The organism is Methylobacterium sp. A52T, from assembly GCF_053346095.1.
Genome location: NZ_JBKFBI010000027.1, coordinates 25,958 through 49,681, shown reverse-complemented (window position 1 = coordinate 49,681; position 23,724 = coordinate 25,958). Strand labels below are relative to the sequence as shown.

Sequence of the window (23,724 nt, the reverse complement as noted above, 5' to 3'; positions counted from 1 at the left end):
ACCCCGGCGCAGGGTCCGGCGGCACGCCTGGGCGCGCCGCCGGAGGTCACGCCGCCTACTCGGCGGCCATGGCCGTGTGGACGGCGGAGGCCCGGGCCGCGCAGAACTTGAACTCCGGGATCTTGCCCATCGGGTCGAGCGCCGGGTTCGTCAGCAGGTTGGCCGCGGCCTCGGCGTAGCAGAACGGCATGAAGATCATGCCGACCGGCACGTCGCGGTCGGAGCGCACCTTCAGGTGGACCGCGCCGCGGCGCGTCTCCAGCTTCATCGTGTCGCCGGGCTCCAGCCCGAGCCGGTAGAGCTCCTTCGGGGCCATGAAGGCGACCGCCTCGGGCTCCAGCGCGTCGAGGACGCCGGCGCGCCGGGTCATCGATCCGGTGTGCCAGTGCTCGAGCACGCGGCCGGTCGACAGGACCATCGGGTATTCGTCGTCCGGCAGCTCGTCCGGGGGCACCACGGCGGCCGGGACGATCTTCGCGCGCCCGCTCTCCGTGGGGAAGCCGGCGTAGAAGATGATCTCGTTGCCGGGCTGGTCCGGCGCGTCGACCGGGTAGGTCACGGCGCCCTCGCGCTCCAGGCGCTCCCAGGTGATGTTGTTGAACGACGGCATCACCATGGCCATCTCGCGGAAGATGTCGGCCGGGCCGCCGTAGTTCCAGGGCAGGCCGAGGCGCTTCCCCAGTTCCTGGATGATCCACCAATCCTGCCGCGCGTCGCCCGGCGGCGACACCACCGGCTGCGAGATCTGCACGCGACGGTCGGTGTTGGTGAAGGTGCCGGCCTTCTCGGCGAAGGCGGAGGCCGGCAGCACCACGTCGGCGTGGAAGGCGGTCTCCGTCAGGAACAGGTCCTGCACGACGAGGTGGTCGAGCATCGCCAGGGCGTGCCGGGCGTGGTTCAGGTCCGGGTCGGACATCGCGGGGTTCTCGCCCTCGACGAACATGCCCTTGATCTCGCCGGCGTGGATCGCCCGCATGATCTCGACGACGGTGAGGCCCTTCTGCGGGTCGAGCTTCTGACCCCAGAACTCCTCGAACATCTCCCGCACCGCGGCCTTCTCGACCGACTGGTAGTCCGGGTAGACCATCGGGATCAGGCCGGCGTCGGACGCGCCCTGGACGTTGTTCTGGCCGCGCAGCGGATGCAGGCCGGTGCCGGGGCGCCCGATCTGCCCCGTGACGAGGGCGAGCGCGATCAGGCAGCGCGAGTTGTCCGTGCCGTGGACGTGCTGGCTGATGCCCATGCCCCAGAAGATGATCGAGGACTTGGCGCGGGCGTAGAGCCGGGCGACCTCGCGCAGGGTCTCCGCGTCGATGCCGCAGACCGAGGCCATCTTCTCCGGCGTGAACTCGACGATCTTCTCCTTGAGCGCCTCGAAGTTCTCGGTGTAGCCGGCGATGTACTGCTCGTCGTAGAGCCGCTCCTCGATGATCACGTTGAGCATCGCGTTGAGCATCGCCACGTCCGAGCCGGGCTTGAACGCGAGGTGCTTGTAGGCGTGCCGCGACAGCACCTGCCGGCGCGGGTCCATGACGATCAGCTTGGCGCCGCGCTGCTTCACGGCGTTCTTGAGGAAGGTCGCCGCCACCGGGTGGTTCACGGTCGGGTTGGCGCCGATCACGATGATGACCTCGGCGTCGAGCGCCGCCGAGAACGGTGCCGACACGGCGCCCGAGTTCAGCCCCTCCATGAGGGCGGCCACCGACGAGGCGTGGCACAGCCGGGTGCAGTGGTCGACGTTGTTCGAGCCGAACCCGAGCCGGACGAGCTTCTGGAAGAGGTAGGCCTCCTCGTTCGAGCCCTTCGCGGAGCCGAAGCCGGCGAGCGCCTTGCGGCCATGGGTGTCGCGGACCGTCCTGAGGCCGCCGGCGGCGCGGTCGAGCGCCTCCTCCCAGGTCGCCTCGCGGAAGTGCGTCCACGGGTTGGCCGGGTCGACTTGGTCGTTGGCGTCCTTCGGGACGTTGTCCAGGCGGATCAGCGGCGCCGTCAGGCGGTGGGGGTGATGGACGTAGTCGAAGCCGAAGCGGCCCTTCACGCAGAGCCGGTTGTGGTTGGCCGGGCCGTTCACGCCTTCGGCGTAGACGATCCGCTCGTCCTTCACCTTGTAGGAGACCTGGCAGCCGACGCCGCAATAGGGGCACAGCGAGGTCACCTCGCGGTCGGGATAGACCGTCCGGGTGTTGTGCTCGGCGTCGAGGTAGGCGGACGGCATCAGCGCGCCGGTCGGGCAGGCCTGGACGCACTCGCCGCAGGCCACGCAGGTCGAGCCGCCCATCGGGTCGTCGAAGTCGAACACGACCTTCGCGTCGGCCGAGCGGTAGGCCATGCCGATGACGTCGTTGACCTGGACCTCGCGGCAGGCGCGGACGCAGAGGTTGCACTGGATGCAGGCGTCGAGATTGACGCTCATGGCCGGGTGGCTGAAGTCGCCGGTCCAGCGCTCGGCCGCGGGGAAGCGGCTCTCGGACACGTCGAGGAAATCGGCCTGCACCCAGAAGTGCGATGTCGGGTCGTGCGAGGTCGCGCGCTCGGGCTGGTCGGCCACGAGCAGCTCGAGCACCATGGCGCGGGCCTTGGTGGCGCGCTCGGTCGCGGACTTGACCTTCATGCCGACGGCCGGCGTGCGCTTGCACGAGGCGGCCAGCACGCGCTCGCCCTCGATCTCGACCATGCAGGCGCGGCAATTGCCGTCCGGGCGATAGCCGGGCTCGGGCTTGTGGCAGAGGTGCGGGATGTGGGTGCCGAGGCGCTTGGCGACGGCCCAGATCGTCTCGCCGGGGGCGGCCTCGACCTGCTGGCCGTCGAGTTCGAACGCGATGGTCGGGGGCGCGGTCGGCCGCTCCTTCAGCTCGTGCAGGCCCGACGGCTCAGGGGCCGCCTGGCCGCCCGCCTTCGCCCCTTCCGAGTAGGAGCCGCCGGCCCCCGGCTTCGGGCCCTGGGCGGGGCCGCCCGCATCCTGAAGCCCGTCGGCCCGGATCTCGGCCTTCTCGGTCTTGTCGCCGCGCTGTTCGGGGGCGTTGCTCATGCGGCCGCTCCTGGCTCGGACATCGGGTTAGGGTTCGCCGGCACCATCGGTTGCCTCACTCGGCAGCCGCGGCGCGCGGGGCGGGGAACAGGTCCGGGAAGTACTTGATGACGCTGCTGAGCGGGTTCGAGGCGGCCTGGCCGAGGCCGCAGATCGAGGCGTCCCGCATGCACTGGGACAGTTCGCCCAGGAGCTCGGTGTCCCAGACGCCCTGCTCCATCAGGATGCGGGCCTTCTGGGTCCCCGAACGGCAGGGGGTGCACTGCCCGCAGCTCTCGTCCTCGAAGAACTTCATCAGGTTCAACGCGGCGCCGCGCACATCGTCCCGGTCGGACAGGATCACGACGGCGGCGGAGCCGATGAAGCAGCCGTACTTCTCCAGCGTCCCGAAATCGAGCGGGATGTCGTTCATCGACGCCGGCAGGATGCCGCCCGACGCGCCGCCCGGCAGGTAGGCCGCGAAGGTGTGGCCCTCCGCCATGCCGCCGCAATACTCGTCGATCAGTTCCTGGATGGTGAGGCCGGACGGGGCGAGCTTCACCCCCGGCTCCTTCACGCGCCCCGAGACCGAGTAGGAGCGCAGGCCGACGCGGTCGTTGCGGCCGTGGCTCTTCCACCAGTCGCCGCCCCGCTCGATCAGGTCGCGGACCCAGAACAGCGTCTCGATGTTGTTGATCAGCGTCGGGCGGTTGAACAGGCCGACCTGGAACGGGAACGGCGGCTTGTGCCGCGGCAGGCCGCGCTTGCCTTCGAGGGACTCGATCAGCGAGGATTCCTCGCCGCAGATGTAGGCGCCGGCGCCGCGGCGCAGGTGGATGCGCGGGCCGCCCGCGGGGAGCTTCGCGATCTCGCGCGTCAGGATCTCGCGGGAGATGGGATACTCGTCGCGCAGGTAGATGTAGACCTCCGGCGCCTCGACGACGTGGGCGCCGATCAGCATGCCCTCGAGGAAGCGGTGCGGGTCGGTGTTGAGGTAGAGCTGGTCCTTGAAGGTGCCGGGCTCGCCCTCGTCGCCGTTGACCGCCATCAGCCGGGGCCCGGGCTCGCCGCGCACCGAGCGCCACTTGCGCCCCGTCGGGAAGCCCGCGCCGCCGAGGCCGCGCAGGCCGCCGTCGTCGAGCACCTTCAGGACGTCGTCGACCGGAAGGTCCCCGCTGCGGAGCCGGTCGAGGGTCGCGTACCCGCCGGCGGCCCGATAGGCCTCGTAATCGACGTAGTCCGGGACGTGGGCGTGCGTGTCGCCGGCCTCGACCGCGGCCCGCACGGAGGCGAGGTCGGCCTTGTGCAGGAAGTTGTGCCCGACCTCGACGGCGGGCGCGTGGTCGCACAGGCCCACGCAGGGCGCGCGCACGACGCGGACGGCGTCGGAGGCGAGCTCCCGCTGGAGCGTCTCCAGAAGCTCGTCGGCGCCGAACATCGCGCAGGTGATGCTGTCGCAGACCCGGACGGTCAGCCGCGGGATGGCGGCGTCACCCTCCTTCACGACGTCGAAATGCGCGTAGAAGGTCGCGGTCTCGAACACCTCGGCGAAGGCCAGGGCCATCTCGTCGGCGAGCGCCGCCAGGTGCTCGGCGCTGATCTGGCCGTAGGTGTCCTGGATCAGGTGCAGGTGCTCGATGAGCAGGTCGCGCTGGCGCGAGCGGGAGCCGAGAAGCTCCTCGATCTCGACCTTCGCCCGCGGCTCGACCTGGCGCCCCTTGGGAACGCTGCGCGCCTTGTTCCGCCCCCGGCCGGGATGCGAGAAAGTCCTGACTGTCCCCGGTGCCTCACTCATGCGGTATCTGATTTCCAACTGCTGGGACGGGTGGTCGCGGTGTCCTGAGGTCCGGTCGGGGGCTACTGGCCGCCGAAGGCCCGGAGCGGCTGGCCGGCCTCGGACCGCGGCTTCATCGTGGCCGCGCCCGTCGCCTCGTCCAGGGACGTGACCCTGGGTCCGACGACGGAGCTGAGCTCGGTCTCGAACGCGTCGAGGGCGTCGTTCAGGCGGTCCATCAGGGAGCCCGGCGCGTCTCCGGCCGGCGACGCGACCGCCTGGGCGACCGCCTGGGCGAGCGCGTCGCGGACCCGGCCGGCGAGTTCCTGCGTGAGCGGCGGCTTCGCGTCGGCGCAGTAGGCGTCCGTCACGATGGCGGCCCAGTCCGCCGCGGAGGATGCGTCGCCCATGCTCAGGCCTGCGCGATCGAGGGACGGTTGAAGTCGTGCATGGCGTGCCCGTTCGGGTCCGTTGGCGTGGCGCTCGCTCGTGGCATACCAAATGGCAGCCGTTATAGCGGAGGTGTTATATCGTTTTTGAAGTCGTTTCAATTTGCGTGACGCCGGGGTCACGCGTCCCGGCGGCGCGGCCGACGCTTGCCCTGAGCCCCCGCGCGGGGCAGTGGGAACGGCACGAGGGGGGCTGTCAGCGGTGTCCGGCATGCGCGTAATCGGACTCGCCGGGTGGAGCGGGGCCGGCAAGACCAGCCTGCTGGTCCGGGCCATCCCCCTGCTCGTCGCCCGCGGGGTGCGGGTGGCGACCATCAAGCACGCCCATCACGACTTCGACACGGACTGGCCCGGGAAGGATTCCTACGAGCACCGCAGGGCGGGCGCGAGCGAGGTTCTGATCTCGTCGGGCCGCCGCTGGGCCCAGGTCCACGAGCTGCGCGACGAGCAGGAGGCGAGCCTGGGCCAGCTCCTGCGGCGGATCAGCCCGTGCGACCTCGTCGTCGTGGAAGGGTACAAGCGGGAGCCGATCCCCAAGATCGAGGTCCATCGCGCCGAGAACGGCCGCCCGCCCCTCCATCCTCTGGACCCCACCATCGCGGGCATCGCGAGCGACGTCGCGTTTCCGGCCTCGGGCATTCCCGTCGTAGATCTGAACGACGCGGCGGCGGTGACGGGGCTGATGCTCGACGTGGCCGTTCCCTTCGAAGACGTCCTCGGGAGGCTCTAGCCGGATGGCCCAGCTCAGCGACGACTGCTTCGCGTTCGGCGGCCCTCTGATGACCATCGAGGACGCGCACGCGCTGTTCGGCGAGCGCCTCGCAGCGATCGTCGGCACCGAGGATGTTCCCGTCCCGGACGCCGACGGGCGCGTCCTGGCCGAGGATTGCGTCGCGCCCATCGACGTCCCGCCGTTCCCCAACTCGGCCGTCGACGGCTACGCGGTCCGTTTCGCGGACCTGCGCGCCTCCGATGCGACGATCCTGCCGGTCGGCGCGGTCGTCGCGGCCGGCGCCTCCCCCGAAGGCGTGTCGGTGGCGGGCTCGGCCGCCCGGATCTTCACCGGGGCCCCGATGCCGGCGGGGGCCGACACCGTCTTCATGCAGGAGGACGTGCAGGTCCTGCCCGACGGCCGGGTGTCCCTGCCGCTCGGGCTGAAGCGGGGCGCCAACAGCCGCGACGCCGGCGAGGACGCGGCGAGGGGCTCGACGATCATCGCGGCCGGCCGGCGTCTCCGGCCGCAGGACCTGGCCCTGGCGACCGCGGTCGGCCTGCGAACGGTGAAGGTCCGCCGCACCCTGCGGGTCGGCGTGTTCTCGACGGGCAACGAACTCGTCGAGCCCGGAGCGCCCCTGGGGCCGGGCGCGATCTACGATTCGAACCGCGTCCTGCTGCTCGCTCTTCTCCGGCGGATGGGCGTCGCGGCGCGCGACCTCGGCGTCATCCGCGACGACCCGGCGGCCCTCGCGGCCAGGCTCTCGGCGGCGGCCGCCGAGCACGACGTGATCCTGACTTCAGGCGGCGTGTCGACCGGCGACGAGGATCACGTGAAGACCGCCGTCGAGAGCATCGGGCGCCTCGTGTTCTGGCGGCTGGGGATCAAGCCGGGACGGCCGGTCGCGATGGGCATGATCGACGGCAAGCCGTTCCTGGGCCTGCCGGGCAACCCGGTGGCGGTCTACGTCACCCTGCTGTTCGTGGTGCGGCCGCTCCTCGCCCGGCTCGCCGGCGAGGCCTACGCGCCGTCGCGCGGATTCACCGTCAGGGCGGCCTTCCCCTATCGGAAGCGCGCGGGCCGCAGGGAGTTCGTCCGGGTCAGCCTCGCCCGGGACGCCGACGGCGCCTGGGAGGCCCGGAAGTTCCAGCGCGACGGCGCGGGCATGCTGTCATCGCTCACCGAATCCGACGGCCTCGTGGAGCTGGAGGATGACCGGACCGAGGTCGTGCCGGGCGACGCCGTGCGGTTCCACCCGCACGGGGCCCTCTGGTAGCGGGGCCGCGCTCAGGGCCTCACGAGACGCGGACCGCGCCCCAGCATTGCCGGGCTGGCGCATCCGTTATATCAAATCTGCTATATCGCTTGTGATGGGCCGTGCGAGCGGCCGCTCGATCGGCGGGCTTGAGCAACGATGTTCGATGGTGTCTGGCGGAGCCAAGCCGGCGCGGAACTCCGCCTCCTCCAGATGGGCGAGGCGGTCTCCGGGACCTACACCGCCGCCGATCCCGGCTACGCGCAGACGCATCGAAGCCGCATCCTCGTCGGCACGGCCGAGGGCGACATCATCGGCTTCGTGACCAGCACGTCGTCGCGCCAGGAGATCACGGCCTGGACCGGGCGCCTCGTCCGGACCGACGAGAAGACGGCCGAGGCGATCCACGCGGTCTTCCACGCCGTCGAACGGTCCTCGCAGCCCAAGGCCGTGGCCGATCACGTCGCGCTCGAGACGACCATCTTCTCGAAGGTCGAGAACGCCTGTTCGTGATGCCAGGGCCGCTTCCCTCCTCGGTAGGGTCCTGAGGAACGGGGGCGACCGTGGCGCGAGGAGCCGGCGGCGCTAGAGACGTATCCGACCATGTTGCAACGGTCGGGAAGGACGGCGAGCCCGGTCTCGCCAGCCGCGCCAGGCCCCCTCTCCCGCACGGGAGAGGGGACCCGCGCCTCGTTCGGCACGGGCTCGCCCATCGCCTGCGTCCCAACCCGATCGGGAACGGCTCTAGCGTGATCGGCGACGGCTCTAGATGAACGGAGCGTCGGCTTCGAGGCCCAGAAGGATGCGGCCGGTCGGCACGAGCAGCCGGTCCTGATAATGCATGTGCTGGCAGGTCGCTGAGACATCGCGGAGCTGGCGCGCGAACGGCAGGTCTTCGAGGACGGCGGAACTGCCGGCCGCCTCGTACATGCTCGTGACCACCTGCTTCCCGACATGGCCCGCGTACCAGCAGGCCCGCCGAAGCTTGGCCTGCCACGCGGGCGTCATCGGACGGCCGTTCTCGGCTTCCCACCAGAATTCGGAGACCGTGTCCCGGGCGAAGGCGCGCGCGGCACCGAGGCTCGTCTCGGCACGCGCGATCGCGACCTGGACGTCCTCGCGAAGTCTCAGGGGCACCTTGCCGCCATGCGGCGTCTTCGTCTGCGCGAGATCGACGAACGCGTCGATCGAGGCCCGGGCGATCCCGAGGGGAACACCGATGGCGGCGATCGCGGCCGCCGATGCCATGGGCAGCATGTAGAGGGGCTTCCTGTCGCGAGGCATCATGAGGCTCGCGCCGGCGATGGTCTGCTCGTTCGGCACCCAGATGTCGGTGCACGCGATGTCGTGACTCCCGCTGGCCCGGAGCCCCCCGGCATTCCAGTTGCCGACGACCTCGACATCCTTCGAGGCGATGAAGACGCCGCGCAGCGACGGCCGCCCGTTCTCGTCGAGCTTCGGCCGCTCCCCCTCGCTCTCCACACACATCAGTGCGGACACGGAACTGTAGCGGCAGAAGCTCGCCCAGGACCAGCGTCCGTTGATCCGCCAGCCGGATCCGTGGCGAACCGCTGTTCCCGTCGGTTGGCCGCTCCCGCTGCCCGAGAACTTCCTGCCGGCAGGGATGAGCGAGCGCATCACGTCCGCGTCGATCAGGTCGGCGAAGCGTGACGGCCCCCCGGACGAGATCGCGGCGCACCAGGCGACCGAACCGTCGAGTTCCGCCAGAGCTTCGATCGCCGCCAGGACGCTCAGCGGATGCGCTTCAGGACCGCCCAGGCCCCGCGGAAGCCAGAGCTGCGCGAGACCGGCGTCGATGAGCGCCTCCGCGACCGGCTCCGGCAGGTCCGGGCCGACAGCGAGGACCGACCGGTGCTCCGCGATGAGGGGCCGAAGCGCCGCAACGGTCGCGAGAAACGCCGCGTCCGGATCTCCGGCTCGCGCGGCAGGGCGGATCGAGGGGGCGACACCGTTCATTCTCAGACCTCATGACTGTCCGAGATGCATATTAAGTTCGGTGATCGGCCGCTTTCGTGTCTGTCGGAAGAGTTTTTGGTTACGGTCGTAACTTAGAGGTCCGTCAGGTGAGATTGTCTGCCGAGTCGGGTGCGGACGATCGTGCGATGATCGCGGGCGTTGCGTTTTTCCGCGCTGGATCCGGATCGATGATGCTCGAATGCTTCGCGTGGTCGGTCTCATGACCGTAGAAGCCGACGACGGGCGTTGAAGTGCCGCGCGCGAACCGCCCCGAGCGACACGTGCAGGCGGTCGCGGCCTTCGCGCAGCCTAGGACACCGGCATCTCGATGCGGCAGCGCACGCCGTCGCGGTCCAGCGCGTACTCGACCGTGGCGCCCAGGGCATATGCCAGCGCCTCCTGGATCAGCTCGGTCCCGTAGCCGCGGCGGGTGACGCGCGCCGCCTGCTCGGGCAGGCCGCTCTCGATCCAGCGCAGGGCCAGTCGGCGGCGCTCGCGCCGGTCGCGCACGATCTCCCAGGTGACGCTGAGATGGCCGGTCCCGGTCTTGAGCACCCCGTGCTTGACCGCATTGGTCGTCAGCTCGTGGACGGCGAGGGCGAAGTTCTGCACCTGTCGCGCGGTCAGGTGCACCTCGGGGCCGGCGACGGTCATGCGGTCGGTCGCGCCGTCGACGTAGGCGGCCAGCTCGGCGCGCACCAGCGCGCCCACCTCGACCGAGTCGCTGCCGTACTGGCTGAGCAGGCCCTGCGCGCGGCTGAGCGCCTGCAGCCGCGCCTCGAACGCCTCGACCGAGCTGCCCTGCCGCAGTGTCTTGCCCGCCACGGCGCTGACGACGCCGAGGAGGTTGCGCGTGCGGTGCTGCAGCTCGTTGATCAGCACTTCCTGGCGCGCCAGCAGCCTGTGGTGGTCCGTGACGTCGATGTTCACCCCCGACCACTTGCGGATCGACCCGTCGGGGTTCGTGATCGGCACCGCGCGGACGTTCGACCACCGCCACGACGCGCTCGGGGCGTGCCACAGGCGATACTCGTGGTCGACCGCCGTCCGCGTCGCGACGGCCTGCCGCCACTTCGCTTCCGTGAGCGCCCGGTCGTCGGCGTGGATCGCGTGGACCCAGCCGCGCCCGAGCCACTCGTCCGGTCGCTGCCCGGTGAACGCGCGCCAGCCCGGGCTGTCGACCTCGATGAGGCCCTCGGCCGAGGCCTCCCAGCTGAACTGACCGAACCCCTCGACCAGCCCGCGGAACCGCTCCTCGCTCGCGCGCAGGTCGTCCTCCACCCGCTTGCGCGCGGTCACGTCGCTGGCGGCGCCGAACCACTCCCGGATCTCGCCGTCATCGTCGAGCAGCGGCACGGCCCGGGACAGCGCCCAGCCCAGGCTCCCGTCCGCCTGCCGGACGGGGTGCTCCAGCTCGAACATCGTCTTGGATCGGATCGCCCGCTGGATGGCCTCGCGCAGGCGCGGCTGGTCGGCCGGATCGATGTAGGCGGTGAGCCAGTCGTCGTTCGGGGTGACGGTGTCGGCCAGGAAGCCGCGGCCCTCCAGGACGCGCAGCTCGCTCCAGTCCGGGCTCATGCGGTAGATGACGTCCGAGCTGGCCGTGACGAGGGCGCGGAACCGCTCCTCGCTCGCGCGCAGCCGGTCCTCGGCGCGCTTGCGCTGGAGGATGTCCTTGAACAGGACCGCCACCTGCCGCCGCTCCGGCGCCCCGATGGGGAAGGCGTAGACCTCGTACCAGCGCCCGAGCGCGTCGGCGCGGTCCTCGAAGCGTTCCGCCTTGCCGGTTCGGACGATCCGGCCGTAGGTCTCGAACCAGTGCGGCTCGAGGTCGGGCGCCAGCGCCCGGACCGTCCGGCCGACCGCGTCGCGGAGCCCGGTCTGCTGCTCGAAGGCCGCGTTCACCGACAGGAAGCGGTAATCGACCGCCCGCCCGGCCGCGTCGAACAGGACCTCGATGGTGCAGAAGCCCTCGTCGATGGCGTCGAAGAGGTGGCGGTACCGGGCCTCGCTCGTCCGCAGCTTGGCCTCGGCGCGCAGGCGCTCACCGATCTCGAAGCCGGTCATGTGGACGGCCACCACCTGCCCGTCGGCGTCGCGCACGGGCACGAGGAGCGCGTCGAAGACGTCCTCCGCGGCGCCCTCGCCGCGGGTGTCCAGCGGCTGCCCGGCCACCTGCACGGCCTCGCCCGCGAAGGCGCGCGCGTAGAATTCCGCGACGGTCGCCCACCCCTCCGGGAACGTGCGCGCGAGCGGCCGGCCGAGACCCTCGGGGTGCCGGGCGCCGTAGAGCCGGGCGGCGGCGTCGTTGTAGATCAGGAGGCGCTCGGGCCCGCAGACGAGGGACGCGACCAGCGGGCTGGCGAGCACCTGCTCGACCATCACCTTGAGGCGCTCCGGCCAGCGGGCGGCCGGCCCCAGCGGCGTCCGCTCCCAGCCGAAGTCGCGGATGCGCGCGGCCATCTCGCCGTCGCCCTGTGGCCATGCCGACACTGATACGCCGCCTCGGTGATGTCGCGCGCCAGCATGTCCGCTCGCGGCGCGCGCAGCAACGTTCAAGCCCGATCGGACGACGAAATCTTCGTTCCGCCGGGCGATGACAGCATTCGCCGGGACCGGCTCAGGCCGTCTCGGATCGCGCGAGGCCCAGCTGCTCCTCCACGCACCGACGCATCACGAATTTCTGGATCTTTCCGGAGACCGTCATCGGGAAGGCGTCGACGAACTGGATGTATTTCGGGATCTTCTGATGCGCGATCTGCCCCTCGCAGAACGCGCGCACCGCCGGCTCCGACAGGGTCTCGCCGTCGCGCAGCCTGATCCAGGCACACAGCTCCTCCCCGTATTTCGGGTCGGAGACCCCGAAGACCTGGACATCCTGGATCTGCGGATGCCGGAACAGGAATTCCTCGATCTCGCGCGGATAGATGTTCTCGCCGCCGCGTATGACCATGTCTTTGATCCGGCCGACGATGTTGCAGTAGCCCTCCGCATCCAGCGTCGCGAGGTCGCCGGTGTGCATCCATCCGGCGTCGTCGAGGACCTCCGCGGTCCGCGCGGCGTCGCCCCAGTAGCCGAGCATGACCGAGTAGCCGCGCGTGCACAGCTCGCCGCGCGCGCCCCGCGGGGTCACGCGTCCCTCGGGATCCACGATCTTGACCTCGAGATGCGGGTGGATCCGGCCGACGGTCGTGACGCGCCGCTCCAGCGGGTCGTCGCTCGAGCTCTGGAAGCTCACCGGGCTGGTCTCGGTCATGCCGTACGCGATGGTGACGTCGCGCATGTTCATCTGCTCCACGACCCGGCGCATCACCGCGATCGGGCACGGCGCGCCCGCCATGATCCCGGTCCGCAGGGAGCGGAGATCGAACTGCGCGAAATCGGGATGGTCGAGCTCGGCGATGAACATGGTCGGCACGCCGTAGAGCGCGGTGCAGCGCTCGGCCTGCACGGTCTCCAGCGTCGCGCGCGGGTCGAACCCCTCGCCCGGGAACACCATGGCGCAGCCGTGGGTCAGGGCCGCGAGATTGCCCATCACCATGCCGAAGCAATGGTAGAGCGGCACCGGGATGCAGATCCGATCCTCGGCGGTCAGCCGCATCGCGCGGCCGACGAAGTGGCCGTTGTTGAGGATGTTGTGGTGGGTCAGCGTCACGCCCTTCGGGGCGCCCGTCGTGCCGCTGGTGAACTGGATGTTGGCGGCGTCGTCGAACTGCATCGCGTCGGCGAGGTCGCGCAGGGCGCCGGTGCCGGCCGCGTCGCCCCGGGCCGCGACCGCGTCGAACGGGACCGTCCCCGGGGCCGGCGGTCCGCCGATCTGGATCACCGTGCGCAGGTGCGGCAGGCGGGCGGCGGACAGCCGGCCCGGCCCGGAGGCCGCGAGCTCGGGGGCCAGGGTGCCGAGCATCCCGAGATAGTCGCTGGTCTTGAACGCCGTCGCCGTCACCAGGGCGGTGCAGCCGACATTGTTGAGCGCGAATTCCAGCTCCGTCAGCCGGTAGGCCGGATTGATCGTCACCAGGATCAGCCCCGCACGGGCGGCGGCGAACTGGGTCAGCACCCACTCGGCGCGGTTGAGCGACCAGATCCCGATACGGTCGCCGGGCCGGAGGCCGAGGGCGAGCAGGCCGGCCGCGAAGGCGTCGGCGCGGTCCCTCAGCTCGCGCCAGGTCCAGCGGAGGCCCTGGGCGTGCGCGACCAGCGCCAAGTGATCCGGCCACGCCGCGGCGGCGCGATCCAGGGCCTGGCCGATGGTCAGGCCGAGCAGGGGCTCGCCGGTCGCCCCGTGGACATAGCTCACCGCCCGGTCGCTCATGTCGTCCTCCCTCGTTCCTCCGAACGCGCGCGGCCGCGGCGCTGTCCGAGGCCGCCCTTCGATCAGGGTGTCGGCGGCGGCGCGGCGGCCAGCGCGCGGGCGACCTTCGAGGCCGGTTCCCGGCCGAGCTGGGACGCGATCGACCGCCCGGCCGCGGCGAGGGCATCGAGATCGATCCCGGTCTCGATGCCCATGCCCCGCAGCATGTAAACGACGTCCTCGGTGGCGACGTTGCCGGCGGCCCCCGGCGCGTAGGGGCAGCCCCCGAGTCCCGCCACCGCGGCGTCCACGACCGACACGCCGAGTTCCAGGCAGGCGAGGATGTTGGCCAGGGCCTGCCCGTAGGTGTCGTGGAAGTGCAGGGCGATGGCCTGCAGCGGCACGTCGGCGGCCACCCGCTCGACCAGCCGCCGGGCCGCGCGCGGCGTGCCGGTCCCGATCGTGTCGCCGAGGGCGATCTCGTGACAGCCCATCGCGTGCAGGGACGCGGCGACGCGGGCGACCGCCTCCGGCGCGACCCCGCCCTCGTAGGGGCAGCCCAGGACGCAGGACACGTAGCCCCGCACCTGGAGGTCTTTCGCGCGCGCCGCCTCCAGCACCGGGGCGAAGCGGTCGAGGCTCTCGGCCACCGAACAGTTGATGTTGCGCCGGGAAAAGCTCTCCGAGGCGGCGGCGAACACCGCGACGTGCCGGACGCCGGAGGCGAGGGCCCGCTCCAGGCCCTGCAGGTTCGGGACGAGCACCGAGTGGCCGACCTCGGGCCGGGGGCGCAGCCGCGCCACGACGTCCGCGGTGTCGGCCATCTGCGGCACCCATCGGGGCGACACGAAGCTGCCGGCCTCGATGCGGGTCAGCCCGGCCTCGGCCAGGGCCTCGATCAGCGCCACCCTGGCGGCGACCGGCACCCGCGCGGGCTCGTTCTGGAGCCCGTCCCGCGGCCCGACCTCGACCACCTGCACCCGGGCCGGATAGCTCATGCGGGCCGCTCCTCCGCCGCGAAGGCGACGATCTCGGTGCCCTCCTCGACCATGTCGTCGACGGCGTGGCGGATCTCGGCGACGGTGCCGGCCTGCGGCGCGCGGAGGGTGATCTCCATCTTCATCGCCTCGATCACCGCGAGCGGCGCGCCCTTCTCCACGGCATCGCCGGGCCGGACCCAGAGCTGGGTCACGCGGCCCGGCACGGGCGCCGTCACCCGGTCGCTGCCGGAGGCCTCGGTCCGGGGCGGGGCGAGGGGATCGACGTGGACCAGCGTCGCGTTCCGCCCGCCGACGATCACCGTCAGCTCCGCGCCGCGGCGGACCGCGCGCAGCCGACGCCAGACGCCGTCCAGCATCAGCCGCTCGCCCTCGGCGTCCTCGGCGAGCGCCGCCAGGACGGTGCCGCCCGGCAGGTCGAGGCGGGCGCTGCCGTCGGGGAGTGGGTACGCCCGCACGGCGACGGGCGGATCGTCGCCGTGGCGGAACTGCAGGTCCTGGTAGCCCGCCCCGTTCATCCGCCACGCATCCGGATCGGCCCAGGGCGACCACGGGTCGCCGCTCGCCCGCGCCTGCGCCGCGACGGCCGCGCGCCGGTCTCGCAGGATGGTGAGGGCGGCGGCGGCCCAGAGCGCGGGATCGACCGCGCCGGTCGCAAGCGGCGCCAGCAGGTCGTCGGCGTGGCGGCCGATGAAGCCGGTGTCGAGGTCGGCCGCGCGGTAGGCGGGGTGGCCGGCGACGGCGCGCAGGAGATCCAGATTGGTCGTCACGCCGACCACCTCGTAGGCGGCGAGCGCGGCCGCGAGCTGCCGGATCGCGGCCGCCCGGTCCTCGCCCCAAACGACCAGCTTGGCGATCATCGGGTCGTAATCCGGGGTGATCCGGTCGCCCTGCACGATGCCGGTCTCGACCCGCACCCGCCCCGGCACCTCCGGCGGCTGGCGCAGGTGGGCGAGGGTGCCGACCGCCGGCAGGAAATCGCGCGCCGGATCCTCGGCGTAGACCCGCGCCTCGATGGCGTGGCCGCGCAGGGCCAGGTCTTCGGCGCCGAGCGGCAGCCGGTCGCCCGCGGCCACGCGCAGCTGCCACTCCACCAAGTCGAGCCCGGTGACCATCTCGGTCACCGGATGCTCGACCTGGAGCCGGGTGTTCATCTCCATGAAGTAGAAGGTCTCGCCGTCGGCGATGAACTCCACCGTGCCGGCGCCGACATAGCCGACCGCCCGCGCCGCCGCGACCGCGGCCTCGCCCATCCGCGCGCGCCGGACCGGGTCCATCCCGGGGGCCGGCGCCTCCTCGATCACTTTCTGGTGGCGGCGCTGGATCGAGCAGTCGCGCTCGAACAGCGAGACGGTGTTGCCGTGGCCGTCGGCGAAGACCTGGATCTCGATGTGCCGGGGGCGGGTCAGGTACGCCTCGATCAGCACCCGGTCGTCGCCGAAGGACGCCTGCGCCTCGCGCTGGGCACCGGCCAGGGCGGACTCGAACGCCGCGGCGGCCTCGACGACGCGCATGCCCTTGCCGCCGCCGCCGGCCGAGGCCTTGATCAAGACCGGGTAGCCGATCCGGGCGGCCGCCTCCTTCAGCGCCGGGAGATCCTGCGCGGCGCCGTGATAGCCCGGCACCAACGGGACCCCGGCGCGCGCCATCAGCGCCTTGGACTCGGCCTTGGAGCCCATGGCGCGGATCGCCGCCGGGGGCGGGCCGACGAACACCAGGCCGGCCCCGGCGCAGGCGTCGGCGAAGTCCGCGTTCTCCGACAGGAAGCCGTAGCCCGGATGGATCGCCTCCGCCCCGGCGCGCCGGGCGACGTCGAGGATCCGCTCGCCCACGAGGTAGCTCTCGCGCGCCGGGGCGGCCCCGATCGGCCACGCCTCGTCGGCCATCCGGGTGTGGCGGGCGCCGGCATCCGCCTCGGAATAGACCGCGACCGTGCCGATGCCGAGGCGCCGGGCCGTGGCGATCACCCGGCAGGCGATCTCGCTGCGGTTGGCGATGAGGATCTTGCCGAACATGGCCGCCCCCTCAGTCCCGCCGCCACGGGGGCGGCCGCTTGTCGAGGAAGGCGGCGATGCCCGCCTGCCCCTCCTCCGAGGCCCGGCGCCGGGCGATGCGCCGGCCCGTCTCGCGCCCCAGGTCGGCGTCCACCGGCCGCCCCTCGCGCAGGAAGACGAGGTCCTTGGCCTCGGCCTGCGCGCCCGGGGCGCCCCGGAGGATGTCGCGCAGCACCTCCGCGCCGGCCGCCCCGAGCCGGTCGTCGGGCACCACCTCGTGCACGAGGCCGATCGCCCGGGCGCGCTCGGCGGAGAAGACCTCCGCGGTCTGGAACAGGCGCCGGGCCCAGCGCGGGCCGATCGCGTTGACCACGTAGGGGCCGATCGTCGCCGGGATCAGGCCGAGCCGCACCTCGCTCAGGCAGAACCGCGCGCTCTCGGCCGCGATGGCGACGTCGCAGCAGGCGGCGAGCCCGACGCCGCCGCCGTAGGCCGCCCCGTGCACGAGGGCGAGCGTCGGCTTCGGCAGCCGGTCGAGACTGTGCATCAGCCCCGCGAGCCCGGCGGCGTCGGCGAGGTTGCTGTCGAAGGACTGGCCAGCGATCCGGCGCATCCAGGCGAGGTCGGCGCCCGCCGAGAAGCTCTGGCCGGCGCCCGCCAGGACGACCGCCCGGATCCCGGGAGCGGCGCCCAGCCGGTGCAGGGACGCGGTGAGGGCGGCGATCAGGCCGTCGTCGAAGGCGTTGTGCTGCTCCGGACGGTTGAGCGTCAGGGTGGCGATCCCGCGCTCGTCGACCGTCTCCAGCAAGGTGCCGCTCATCCCGCGCCTCCTACATCCGGAACAGGCCGAAGCGGGTCTCAGGCGTCGGCGCGTTGAGGCTCGCCGAGAGACCGAGCGCCAGGACGCGGCGCGTGTCGGCCGGGTCGATCACCCCGTCGTCCCAGAGCCGGGCGCTGGAATAATAGGGGTGTCCCTGCTCCTCGTACTGCGCCCGGATCGGCGCCTTGAACGCCGCCTCGTCCTCCGCCGACCACGTGCCGCCGCGGCCCTCGACACCGTCGCGCCGGACCGTGGCCAGGACCGAGGCGGCCTGCTCGCCGCCCATCACGCCGATCCGCGCGTTCGGCCACATCCAGAGGAAGCGCGGCCCGTAGGCCCGCCCGCACATGCCGTAATTGCCGGCCCCGAAGCTGCCGCCGATCAGGACGGTGAATTTCGGCACCGCGGCGGTCGCGACGGCGGTGACCATCTTGGCCCCGTCCTTGGCGATGCCGCCGGCCTCGTAGCGCCGGCCGACCATGAAGCCGGTGATGTTCTGGAGGAACACCAGGGGCACGCCGCGCTGGGCGCAGAGCTCGACGAAGTGGGCGCCCTTCAGGGCACTCTCCGAGAACAGGATGCCGTTGTTGGCGACGATCCCCGCCGGGTAGCCCCAGATATGGGCGAAGCCGCAGACCAGGGTCTGGCCGTAGAGGCGCTTGAACTCGTCGAAGTCGCTGCCGTCCACCAGCCGGGCGATGACCTCGCGCACGTCGTAGGGCGTCCGGCGGTCCGCCGGCACCGCCGCGTAGATCTCCTCGGCGGCGTAGCGCGGCGGCTCGGGCTGCCGCAGCGCGAGCGCGGGGCGCTTCACCGCGTTCAGATTGGCCACGATGCGGCGGGCGATGCCGAGGGCGTGGGCGTCGGTCTCCGCCATGTGGTCGGTCACGCCCGAGATCCGGCTGTGCACCTCGGCGCCGCCGAGATCCTCGGCGCTGACCACCTCGCCGGTGGCGGCCTTCACCAGCGGCGGCCCGCCGAGGAAGATCGTCCCCTGGCCGCGGACGATGATCGACTCGTCGCACATGGCCGGCACGTAGGCGCCGCCGGCGGTGCAGGAGCCCATCACCACGGCGATCTGGGCGATGCCCTGCGCCGACATCGTCGCCTGGTTGTAGAAGATGCGGCCGAAATGGTCCCGGCCCGGGAAGACCTCGTCCTGGCTGGGCAGGTGCGCGCCGCCGCTGTCGACGAGGTAGAGGCAGGGCAGCCGGTTCTGCTGCGCGATCTCCTGCGCCCGGAGGTGCTTCTGCACCGTCATCGGGAAGTAGGTGCCGCCCTTCACGGTCGCGTCGTTGGCGACGATCACGCACTCGCGCCCCGCGATGCGGCCGATGCCGGTGACGATCCCGGCCGAGGGGACCTCGCCGCCGTAGAGGCCGTGCCCGGCGAGCTGGCCGATTTCCAGGAAGGGCGAGAACGGGTCGATCAGCGCCCGGATCCGGTCCCGGGGCAGGAGCTTGCCGCGGGCGCGATGCCGCTCCCGCGCGGCCTCCCCGCCGCCGAGGCGGACGCGGTCGGCGGTCGCGCGCAGGTCCGCCACCAGGGCGCGCATGGCCTCGGCATTGGCGCGGGCCTCGGGGGCGCGCGGATCCAGAGCGGATTCGATCACCGGCACGGCGCCCGCTCCCCGCTCAGGCCGTCTCGGCGAACAATTCGCGGCCGATCAGCATGCGCCGGATCTCGCTCGTGCCGGCGCCGATCTCGTAGAGCTTGGCGTCGCGCAGCAGGCGGCCGGTCGGATAGTCGTTGATGTAGCCGTTGCCGCCGAGCGCCTGGATCGCGTCGAGGGCCACCGCGGTCGCGCTCTCGGCCGCGAACAGGATCGCGCCCGCGGCGTCCCGGCGCGTCGCCCGCCCGCGGTCGCAGGCCCGCGCCACGGCGTAGACGTAGGCCCGGGCGGCGTTCGTCGCCGTGTACATGTCGGCGATCTTGCCCTGCATGAGCTGGAACTCGCCGATCGGCTGCCCGAACTGCCGCCGCTCGTGGAGGTAGGGCAGGACGACGTCGAGGCAGGCGCGCATGATGCCGAGCGGCCCGGCGGCCAGCACGGCGCGCTCGTAGTCGAGGCCCGACATCAGCACGCCGACGCCGCGCCCGACCGCGCCCAGGACGTTCTCCTCCGGTATCTCGCAGTCCCGGAACAGCAGCTCGCAGGTGTTCGAGCCGCGCATGCCGAGCTTGTCGAGCTTCTGCGCGGTGGAGAAGCCGGGAAAATCCTTCTCGACCAAGAACGCCGTGATCCCCCGCGGGCCGGCCTCGGGATCCGTCTTGGCGTAGACCACCAGGACGTCGGCGTCGGGACCGTTGGTGATCCACATCTTGGTGCCGTTCAGGACGTAGCGGTCGCCGCGCCTGTCGGCCCGCAGCCGCATGGAGACGACGTCGCTGCCGGAGCCCGGCTCGGACATCGCGAGCGCGCCGACATGCTCGCCCGCGATCAGCCTCGGCAGGTAGCGCCGCTTCTGCGCCTCGGTGCCGTTGCGGCGGATCTGGTTCACGCAGAGGTTGGAATGCGCGCCGTAGGACAGCCCGACCGAGGCCGAGGCCCGGCTGATCTCCTCCATGGCCACCGCGTGCTCGAGGTAGCCCATGCCGGCGCCGCCGTAGGTCTCCTCGACGGTGACGCCGAGCACGCCGAGGGCGCCGAGCTTGCGCCAGAGGTCCGCGGGAAACGCGTTGCTGGCATCGATCGCCGCCGCGCGGGGGGCGATCTCGGCGCGCGCGAAGCGCTCCACCTCGGCGCGCAGGGCGTCGGCCGTCTCGCCCAGGCCGAAGTCGAAATCCTGCAGGCCGATGGGCATCGCGCGTCTCCTCGCCTGAGAATCGGGCACTCGCCTCTCTGAAACGAACGTACGTTCGTTAAGCGGTGCTGGCAAGGCGATTTACGAACGGTTGTTCGTTAGCCTATAGCGGGGATCGGCGTGAGCATTCCCCGGTGTCTGTTGCGCTCTGAACTGTCTTCGGAGTGTCTTCGTGGGTCGCACCGCCGGATCGAACGGGCCGCGCACGGCCGCCGCCATCCGCCGGGCCGGGCTTCGGCTCATCTATCGCCACGGCTACGAGGCGATGACCCTGCGCGCCCTGGCGGCCGAGGTCGGGATCCAGGCGGCCTCGCTCTACAACCACATCCGCAGCAAGCAGGATCTGCTGTTCGACATCGTCCGCGACCACATGGAGACGCTGCTGGCGCGGACCGACGCGGCGCTGGCGCTGGCGTCCGGCACGCCGACGGACCGTCTCCGCGCTTTCGTGGCGCACCACGTCACGTACCATCTCGAGAAGAAGCAGGAAGTCTTCATCGCGAATTTCGAGCTGCGCTCGCTCGACCCGCCGCATTACGCGGCGATCGTCGCCCTGCGCCGGGCCTACGAAGACCGATTGGTCGCGCTGCTCGAGCGGGGATCGGAGGCGGGGGAGCTGGACGTCCGGGACGCGCGGGTCGCCGGCTACGCGATCCTCGGGATGCTCACCAGCGCCTGCACGTGGTACAGGCCCGACGGCCGGATGACCAAGGCGGAGATCGTCGCGCTGCACACCGACATGGCGCTGCGGGGTTGCGTCAGGCGTCAGCCATAGACCCCGTCGCGCCGGGGAACGGCGGTCGCCTCAGATCAGGCCGCCCGGCGGTGCGGCGGTGAGGGTCCTGCCGGCCCGCGTGACGAGCTTGGCGAAGGCCAGCGCGGCCGCCGAGGCCTGGGCTTCCGAGGGGAACGTGCGGTCCGATGTCAGGACCGGCATCTGCGTCGCATCGAGGAGGACCCAGGTCCACAGACGGGTGTCGGTCGCGCGGATCTCGAAATGCATGGCGAACTCGTCGGGCAATGGCACATGCCCGCACAATGCGCCCCGAAAAGGCCTGACGCGTTAAGAGCTTGACCGGCGCAACAACCTGCGTCAGCGCGCACCGGCCTTGCCCCCGACATCCTCGCAGATCACAGGCGTGAACCTGCGCCGCCCCGGGCGGATAGCGCGCCGGGCGGCCCCGACTTGGCATGCCAGCTTGGCTTTATCCGGCCATTCGATGCTACCCTCGCGCGGTCGGCATGCCGTGCCGACGGCGTGAGCAGGAGCGACATGGTAGAGCGGTACCATTTCCGCCTGAGGGGGCCGGGCGAGGTCATCGAGGACGAGGAGGGCGTGCTGGCAAACTCGATCGAGATCGCCGTGGCCGAGGCGACGCAGCTGATCGCCGAGATGCACGCACGGGGCGAGTTGCCCGATCCCGACGAGCGCTGGTGCGTGGAGATCCACACCGCCGACGGTGTCGTGCTCCGTTCCCTTCAGCTGTACTGAGCGCTGGGCGCGGGGCGCGGGAGCTTGCGCAGGATCAGGCGGATGTGTTCGCGGAGGATGATCGCCTCGGGCGGCGGACCGGCACCCGGAGGCTCGACCGCTATCTCCGGACCACCCAGCACCGAGGCGTACATCGAGCTCTCCACGCTTTTCGCGAGCAGTAACCATCAGCCGTAGCAAACCGTTGCAAGCATCATAAGTCAGGTTTCGCCCTACAGGACGCGGCCGCTTCTACGTCGACAGGGGCACCCGGCCCGATGGGCGACTTCCGGACATGAAGTCTCTCTCGGACGAGGCAAGCATTTCGGCGGCCGCGTGGCCGGCTGAGCGAGGTATTCGACCGGACAGGTCGGCGCGACACCGGAGGCGCGTGCCGCATCGGTCGAAGACGAGGCTGCGGCGGCGCCCGCTGATCTCGGCGGCGGCGCTCGGAAGCCCGGCAAGCGCGGCGATGACTGGCCGGATCGGCGACCGAAGCGTTCGGCCCGGGTCGCGCAGGGTTGGCCTCGTGCGCCGCGTGCGCGGTCGGGCGGTCGACCGCCTCCGGCGCGCAGGATCTGTCGACAGGGTCGCAGGCGTCGGAAAATTCCCGGCCACGCTGAAACAGGCGATCCGGCGATGCCGTTGCCGCTGCATGTCAGGACCTCGCCCCATCGCCGTCCTCGCCGAGGACGAAGAGTTCAGCCGCCTCGTCGCGGCCGACATGCTGACGGCGCTGGGGTTCGAGGTGCTGGAGGCGGAACACGCCCAGGGCGCGCTCCGGCATCTGGAGGCCTGTGACGGGGCCGTCCTGCTCTACACCGACATCAACATGCCCGGCACGATGGACGGCCGCGCGCTCGCGCACGCCGTCCGGGCACGCTGGCCGGAGACCCGGATCATCGTCTGCTCGGGCTGCGATCCGCGCGAGGCGACCGCGCTGCCCGCGGAGGCCCATTTCATCGCCAAGACCTGCGGGGAGAAACTGGTGCGCGAGGCGCTCAAGGCCCTGCACCTGCACTAGGGCCGCTGCCGACCGGGTCGGGCGAGGGGGCATGTCGCGGCTGCCTCGACCGGCGACACCTGTCCTCCCGCCGTCGCAGCACGGTCGAGAACGGCCCGAGTTGCGCTGTCAGGGCCGCCTCAGCTGGCGAGGAAGGCGGCCAGCCCGGCCAATCCCGAGAGGGAGGCGCGGCTTTCCTCCAGGCACCGCGCGTTCAGGTCCGCGGCCAAGCCGTCGAGCTTGGCCTGGAGCAGGCCGATGCTGGCCGGGGACAGGTTGCCGGGGAGCAGGACGATCACGTCGCCTTCGTCGAGGTGTATCGTCTCGCGGATCGCAGCATCAGCCATCGGAGCCTCCACCGGGAATACTGATCTCTCGGCCTGTCGGTAAGCTCTCACGGGCCGAGATCTCCGGCCGTGCTCCGGCACACACGCTCGAATACGGACCCGTGTTCGTGGCAATCCGGGGAGATCCGCGCCGGCATCCCGCCGGCAGACCCGTCCGGCTACGCCCGGGCGCGCCGCGCCAGCGCTCGCCCGACCTCGAACAGCGCCAGATCCGACACCTGTTGCAGCCGCTGGTGGCCCATCGCGACGATCGCCGCGCGCGCCTTCAGGAGGTGATCGATCGCGAGGACCATCGGGTCGTCCGCCGGCAGATCGCCCGCCGCGCTCGGCAGGAAGGGGACGCGGTGGCTGTCCGTGGTGTCGATGATGATGCCGCGACCGCGCATCCGTCCCGCCGGATCGGGCGTGAGGCTGCCACGGTCGAGAACCCATCGAACCTCGCCGCCGTCCGTGAGGACGCGGTACTCGGCCGAGACGGGCCCGCCGGTCTGGCGCACCCGGGCGATGCGCGCGAAGACCCAGTCGCGATCGTCCGGATGAGTGCATCGAAGGGCGATCTCGATGGGCAGCGGGCGCCCGGCCAGGGTCGCATCCCCGGCGAGCAGCGCCGCCGTCCCCTCGTCGAGGAGGGATTGTCCCGCCGACACGTCCGCTGTCCAGGCGCCGACATAGCCGGCCGCGCGCAATGCAAGATCAGCCGTAGTCTGCAACAGCCTGGCCTCCTTCGGCGCAAATCGGTTCGCACAAACCCGATCTCTGGTAGCGATATACCAAAATCGATATTCGATACCAGTATCATACCGTCGGTGCCGGAAATTT

Annotated in this window: 21 protein-coding genes; 6 read left to right on the top strand and 15 right to left on the bottom strand. The window is 71.6% G+C overall.

Annotated elements, in window-relative coordinates; genetic code table 11:
* Nucleotides 1-55: 55 nt before the first annotated feature.
* The 3 genes from fdhF to ACLBYE_RS09455 all read right to left on the bottom strand — a co-directional run bounded on the left by fdhF (nt 56) and on the right by ACLBYE_RS09455 (nt 5,188).
* The gene (gene fdhF, locus ACLBYE_RS09465) at nt 56-3,025 is read right to left on the bottom strand and encodes a formate dehydrogenase subunit alpha (RefSeq protein WP_447693958.1); all 2,970 of its coding nucleotides are present in this window, start codon (nt 3,023-3,025) and stop codon (nt 56-58) included.
* Nucleotides 3,026-3,080: 55 nt separating this feature from the next.
* On the bottom strand, nt 3,081-4,799 hold the full coding sequence (locus tag ACLBYE_RS09460; protein ID WP_447693957.1) for an NAD(P)H-dependent oxidoreductase subunit E: 1,719 nt from the start codon (nt 4,797-4,799) through the stop codon (nt 3,081-3,083).
* Between the two features lie 62 nt (nt 4,800-4,861).
* A complete protein-coding gene (locus tag ACLBYE_RS09455; RefSeq protein WP_447693956.1) occupies nt 4,862-5,188 on the bottom strand; it encodes a hypothetical protein in 327 nt (108 codons plus the stop codon).
* A 250-nt stretch (nt 5,189-5,438) separates the two neighbouring features.
* Here ACLBYE_RS09455 and mobB point away from each other — a divergent pair, with 250 nt between their 5' ends.
* The 3 genes from mobB to ACLBYE_RS09440 all read left to right on the top strand — a co-directional run bounded on the left by mobB (nt 5,439) and on the right by ACLBYE_RS09440 (nt 7,710).
* Nucleotides 5,439-5,957 (top strand): molybdopterin-guanine dinucleotide biosynthesis protein B, encoded by a 519-nt coding sequence (mobB, locus tag ACLBYE_RS09450; RefSeq protein ID WP_447693955.1) that lies wholly within the window; start codon nt 5,439-5,441, stop codon nt 5,955-5,957.
* A 4-nt stretch (nt 5,958-5,961) separates the two neighbouring features.
* A complete protein-coding gene (locus tag ACLBYE_RS09445; RefSeq protein WP_447693954.1) occupies nt 5,962-7,218 on the top strand; it encodes a molybdopterin molybdotransferase MoeA in 1,257 nt (418 codons plus the stop codon).
* Between the two features lie 138 nt (nt 7,219-7,356).
* Nucleotides 7,357-7,710, top strand: coding sequence for an avidin/streptavidin family protein (locus ACLBYE_RS09440; protein WP_447693953.1), 354 nt, complete (start codon nt 7,357-7,359; stop codon nt 7,708-7,710).
* Nucleotides 7,711-7,962: 252 nt separating this feature from the next.
* Here the strand turns inward: ACLBYE_RS09440 and ACLBYE_RS09435 are convergent, their stop codons facing one another.
* The 8 genes from ACLBYE_RS09435 to ACLBYE_RS09400 form a co-directional block, all read right to left on the bottom strand.
* A complete protein-coding gene (locus tag ACLBYE_RS09435; RefSeq protein WP_447693952.1) occupies nt 7,963-9,174 on the bottom strand; it encodes an acyl-CoA dehydrogenase family protein in 1,212 nt (403 codons plus the stop codon).
* A gap of 309 nt (nt 9,175-9,483) precedes the next feature.
* Nucleotides 9,484-11,637 carry a PAS domain-containing sensor histidine kinase gene (locus ACLBYE_RS09430; protein ID WP_447693951.1) on the bottom strand — a complete coding sequence of 718 codons (2,154 nt, stop codon included), beginning with the start codon at nt 11,635-11,637 and terminating at the stop codon, nt 9,484-9,486.
* A 157-nt stretch (nt 11,638-11,794) separates the two neighbouring features.
* Nucleotides 11,795-13,489 carry an AMP-binding protein gene (locus tag ACLBYE_RS09425; protein ID WP_447693950.1) on the bottom strand — a complete coding sequence of 565 codons (1,695 nt, stop codon included), beginning with the start codon at nt 13,487-13,489 and terminating at the stop codon, nt 11,795-11,797.
* 62 nt (nt 13,490-13,551) lie between these two features.
* Entirely contained in the window at nt 13,552-14,466 is a 915-nt protein-coding gene (locus ACLBYE_RS09420) for a hydroxymethylglutaryl-CoA lyase (protein WP_447693949.1), read from the bottom strand.
* Nucleotides 14,463-16,481, bottom strand: coding sequence for an acetyl/propionyl/methylcrotonyl-CoA carboxylase subunit alpha (locus ACLBYE_RS09415; protein WP_447693948.1), 2,019 nt, complete (start codon nt 16,479-16,481; stop codon nt 14,463-14,465). The genes ACLBYE_RS09420 and ACLBYE_RS09415 overlap by 4 nt, the downstream gene beginning before the upstream one ends.
* A gap of 10 nt (nt 16,482-16,491) precedes the next feature.
* Nucleotides 16,492-17,280, bottom strand: a complete 789-nt coding sequence (locus tag ACLBYE_RS09410; RefSeq protein ID WP_447693947.1) for an enoyl-CoA hydratase-related protein — start codon at nt 17,278-17,280, stop codon at nt 16,492-16,494.
* Between the two features lie 10 nt (nt 17,281-17,290).
* Complete coding sequence (locus tag ACLBYE_RS09405) at nt 17,291-18,835, bottom strand: carboxyl transferase domain-containing protein (RefSeq protein WP_447693960.1); 1,545 nt, start codon at nt 18,833-18,835, stop codon at nt 17,291-17,293.
* A gap of 79 nt (nt 18,836-18,914) precedes the next feature.
* Complete coding sequence (locus tag ACLBYE_RS09400; RefSeq protein WP_447693946.1) at nt 18,915-20,084, bottom strand: isovaleryl-CoA dehydrogenase; 1,170 nt, start codon at nt 20,082-20,084, stop codon at nt 18,915-18,917.
* Between the two features lie 172 nt (nt 20,085-20,256).
* Between ACLBYE_RS09400 and ACLBYE_RS09395 the strand changes: the two genes are divergently transcribed.
* Nucleotides 20,257-20,859 (top strand): TetR/AcrR family transcriptional regulator, encoded by a 603-nt coding sequence (locus ACLBYE_RS09395; protein ID WP_447693945.1) that lies wholly within the window; start codon nt 20,257-20,259, stop codon nt 20,857-20,859.
* A gap of 30 nt (nt 20,860-20,889) precedes the next feature.
* Here the strand turns inward: ACLBYE_RS09395 and ACLBYE_RS09390 are convergent, their stop codons facing one another.
* Nucleotides 20,890-21,087 (bottom strand): hypothetical protein, encoded by a 198-nt coding sequence (locus tag ACLBYE_RS09390; protein WP_056530425.1) that lies wholly within the window; start codon nt 21,085-21,087, stop codon nt 20,890-20,892.
* A gap of 270 nt (nt 21,088-21,357) precedes the next feature.
* On the opposite strand from ACLBYE_RS09390, the gene ACLBYE_RS09385 reads away from it, so the two are divergent.
* The gene (locus tag ACLBYE_RS09385) at nt 21,358-21,576 is read left to right on the top strand and encodes a DUF6894 family protein (RefSeq protein WP_447693944.1); all 219 of its coding nucleotides are present in this window, start codon (nt 21,358-21,360) and stop codon (nt 21,574-21,576) included.
* On the opposite strand, the gene ACLBYE_RS09380 is transcribed toward ACLBYE_RS09385, so the two are convergent.
* Nucleotides 21,564-21,710 (bottom strand): hypothetical protein, encoded by a 147-nt coding sequence (locus ACLBYE_RS09380; RefSeq protein WP_447693943.1) that lies wholly within the window; start codon nt 21,708-21,710, stop codon nt 21,564-21,566. The two genes, ACLBYE_RS09385 and ACLBYE_RS09380, sit on opposite strands and share 13 nt — an antisense overlap.
* A gap of 500 nt (nt 21,711-22,210) precedes the next feature.
* Between ACLBYE_RS09380 and ACLBYE_RS09375 the strand changes: the two genes are divergently transcribed.
* Nucleotides 22,211-22,579: a response regulator gene (locus tag ACLBYE_RS09375; RefSeq protein WP_447693942.1), complete on the top strand. Its 369-nt coding sequence runs from the start codon at nt 22,211-22,213 to the stop codon at nt 22,577-22,579.
* 119 nt (nt 22,580-22,698) lie between these two features.
* On the opposite strand, the gene ACLBYE_RS09370 is transcribed toward ACLBYE_RS09375, so the two are convergent.
* Both ACLBYE_RS09370 and ACLBYE_RS09365 read right to left on the bottom strand, forming a co-directional pair.
* Nucleotides 22,699-22,905, bottom strand: a complete 207-nt coding sequence (locus ACLBYE_RS09370; RefSeq protein ID WP_020094825.1) for a hypothetical protein — start codon at nt 22,903-22,905, stop codon at nt 22,699-22,701.
* A gap of 158 nt (nt 22,906-23,063) precedes the next feature.
* A complete protein-coding gene (locus ACLBYE_RS09365) occupies nt 23,064-23,615 on the bottom strand; it encodes a PAS domain-containing protein (protein ID WP_447693941.1) in 552 nt (183 codons plus the stop codon).
* Nucleotides 23,616-23,724: the final 109 nt, after the last annotated feature.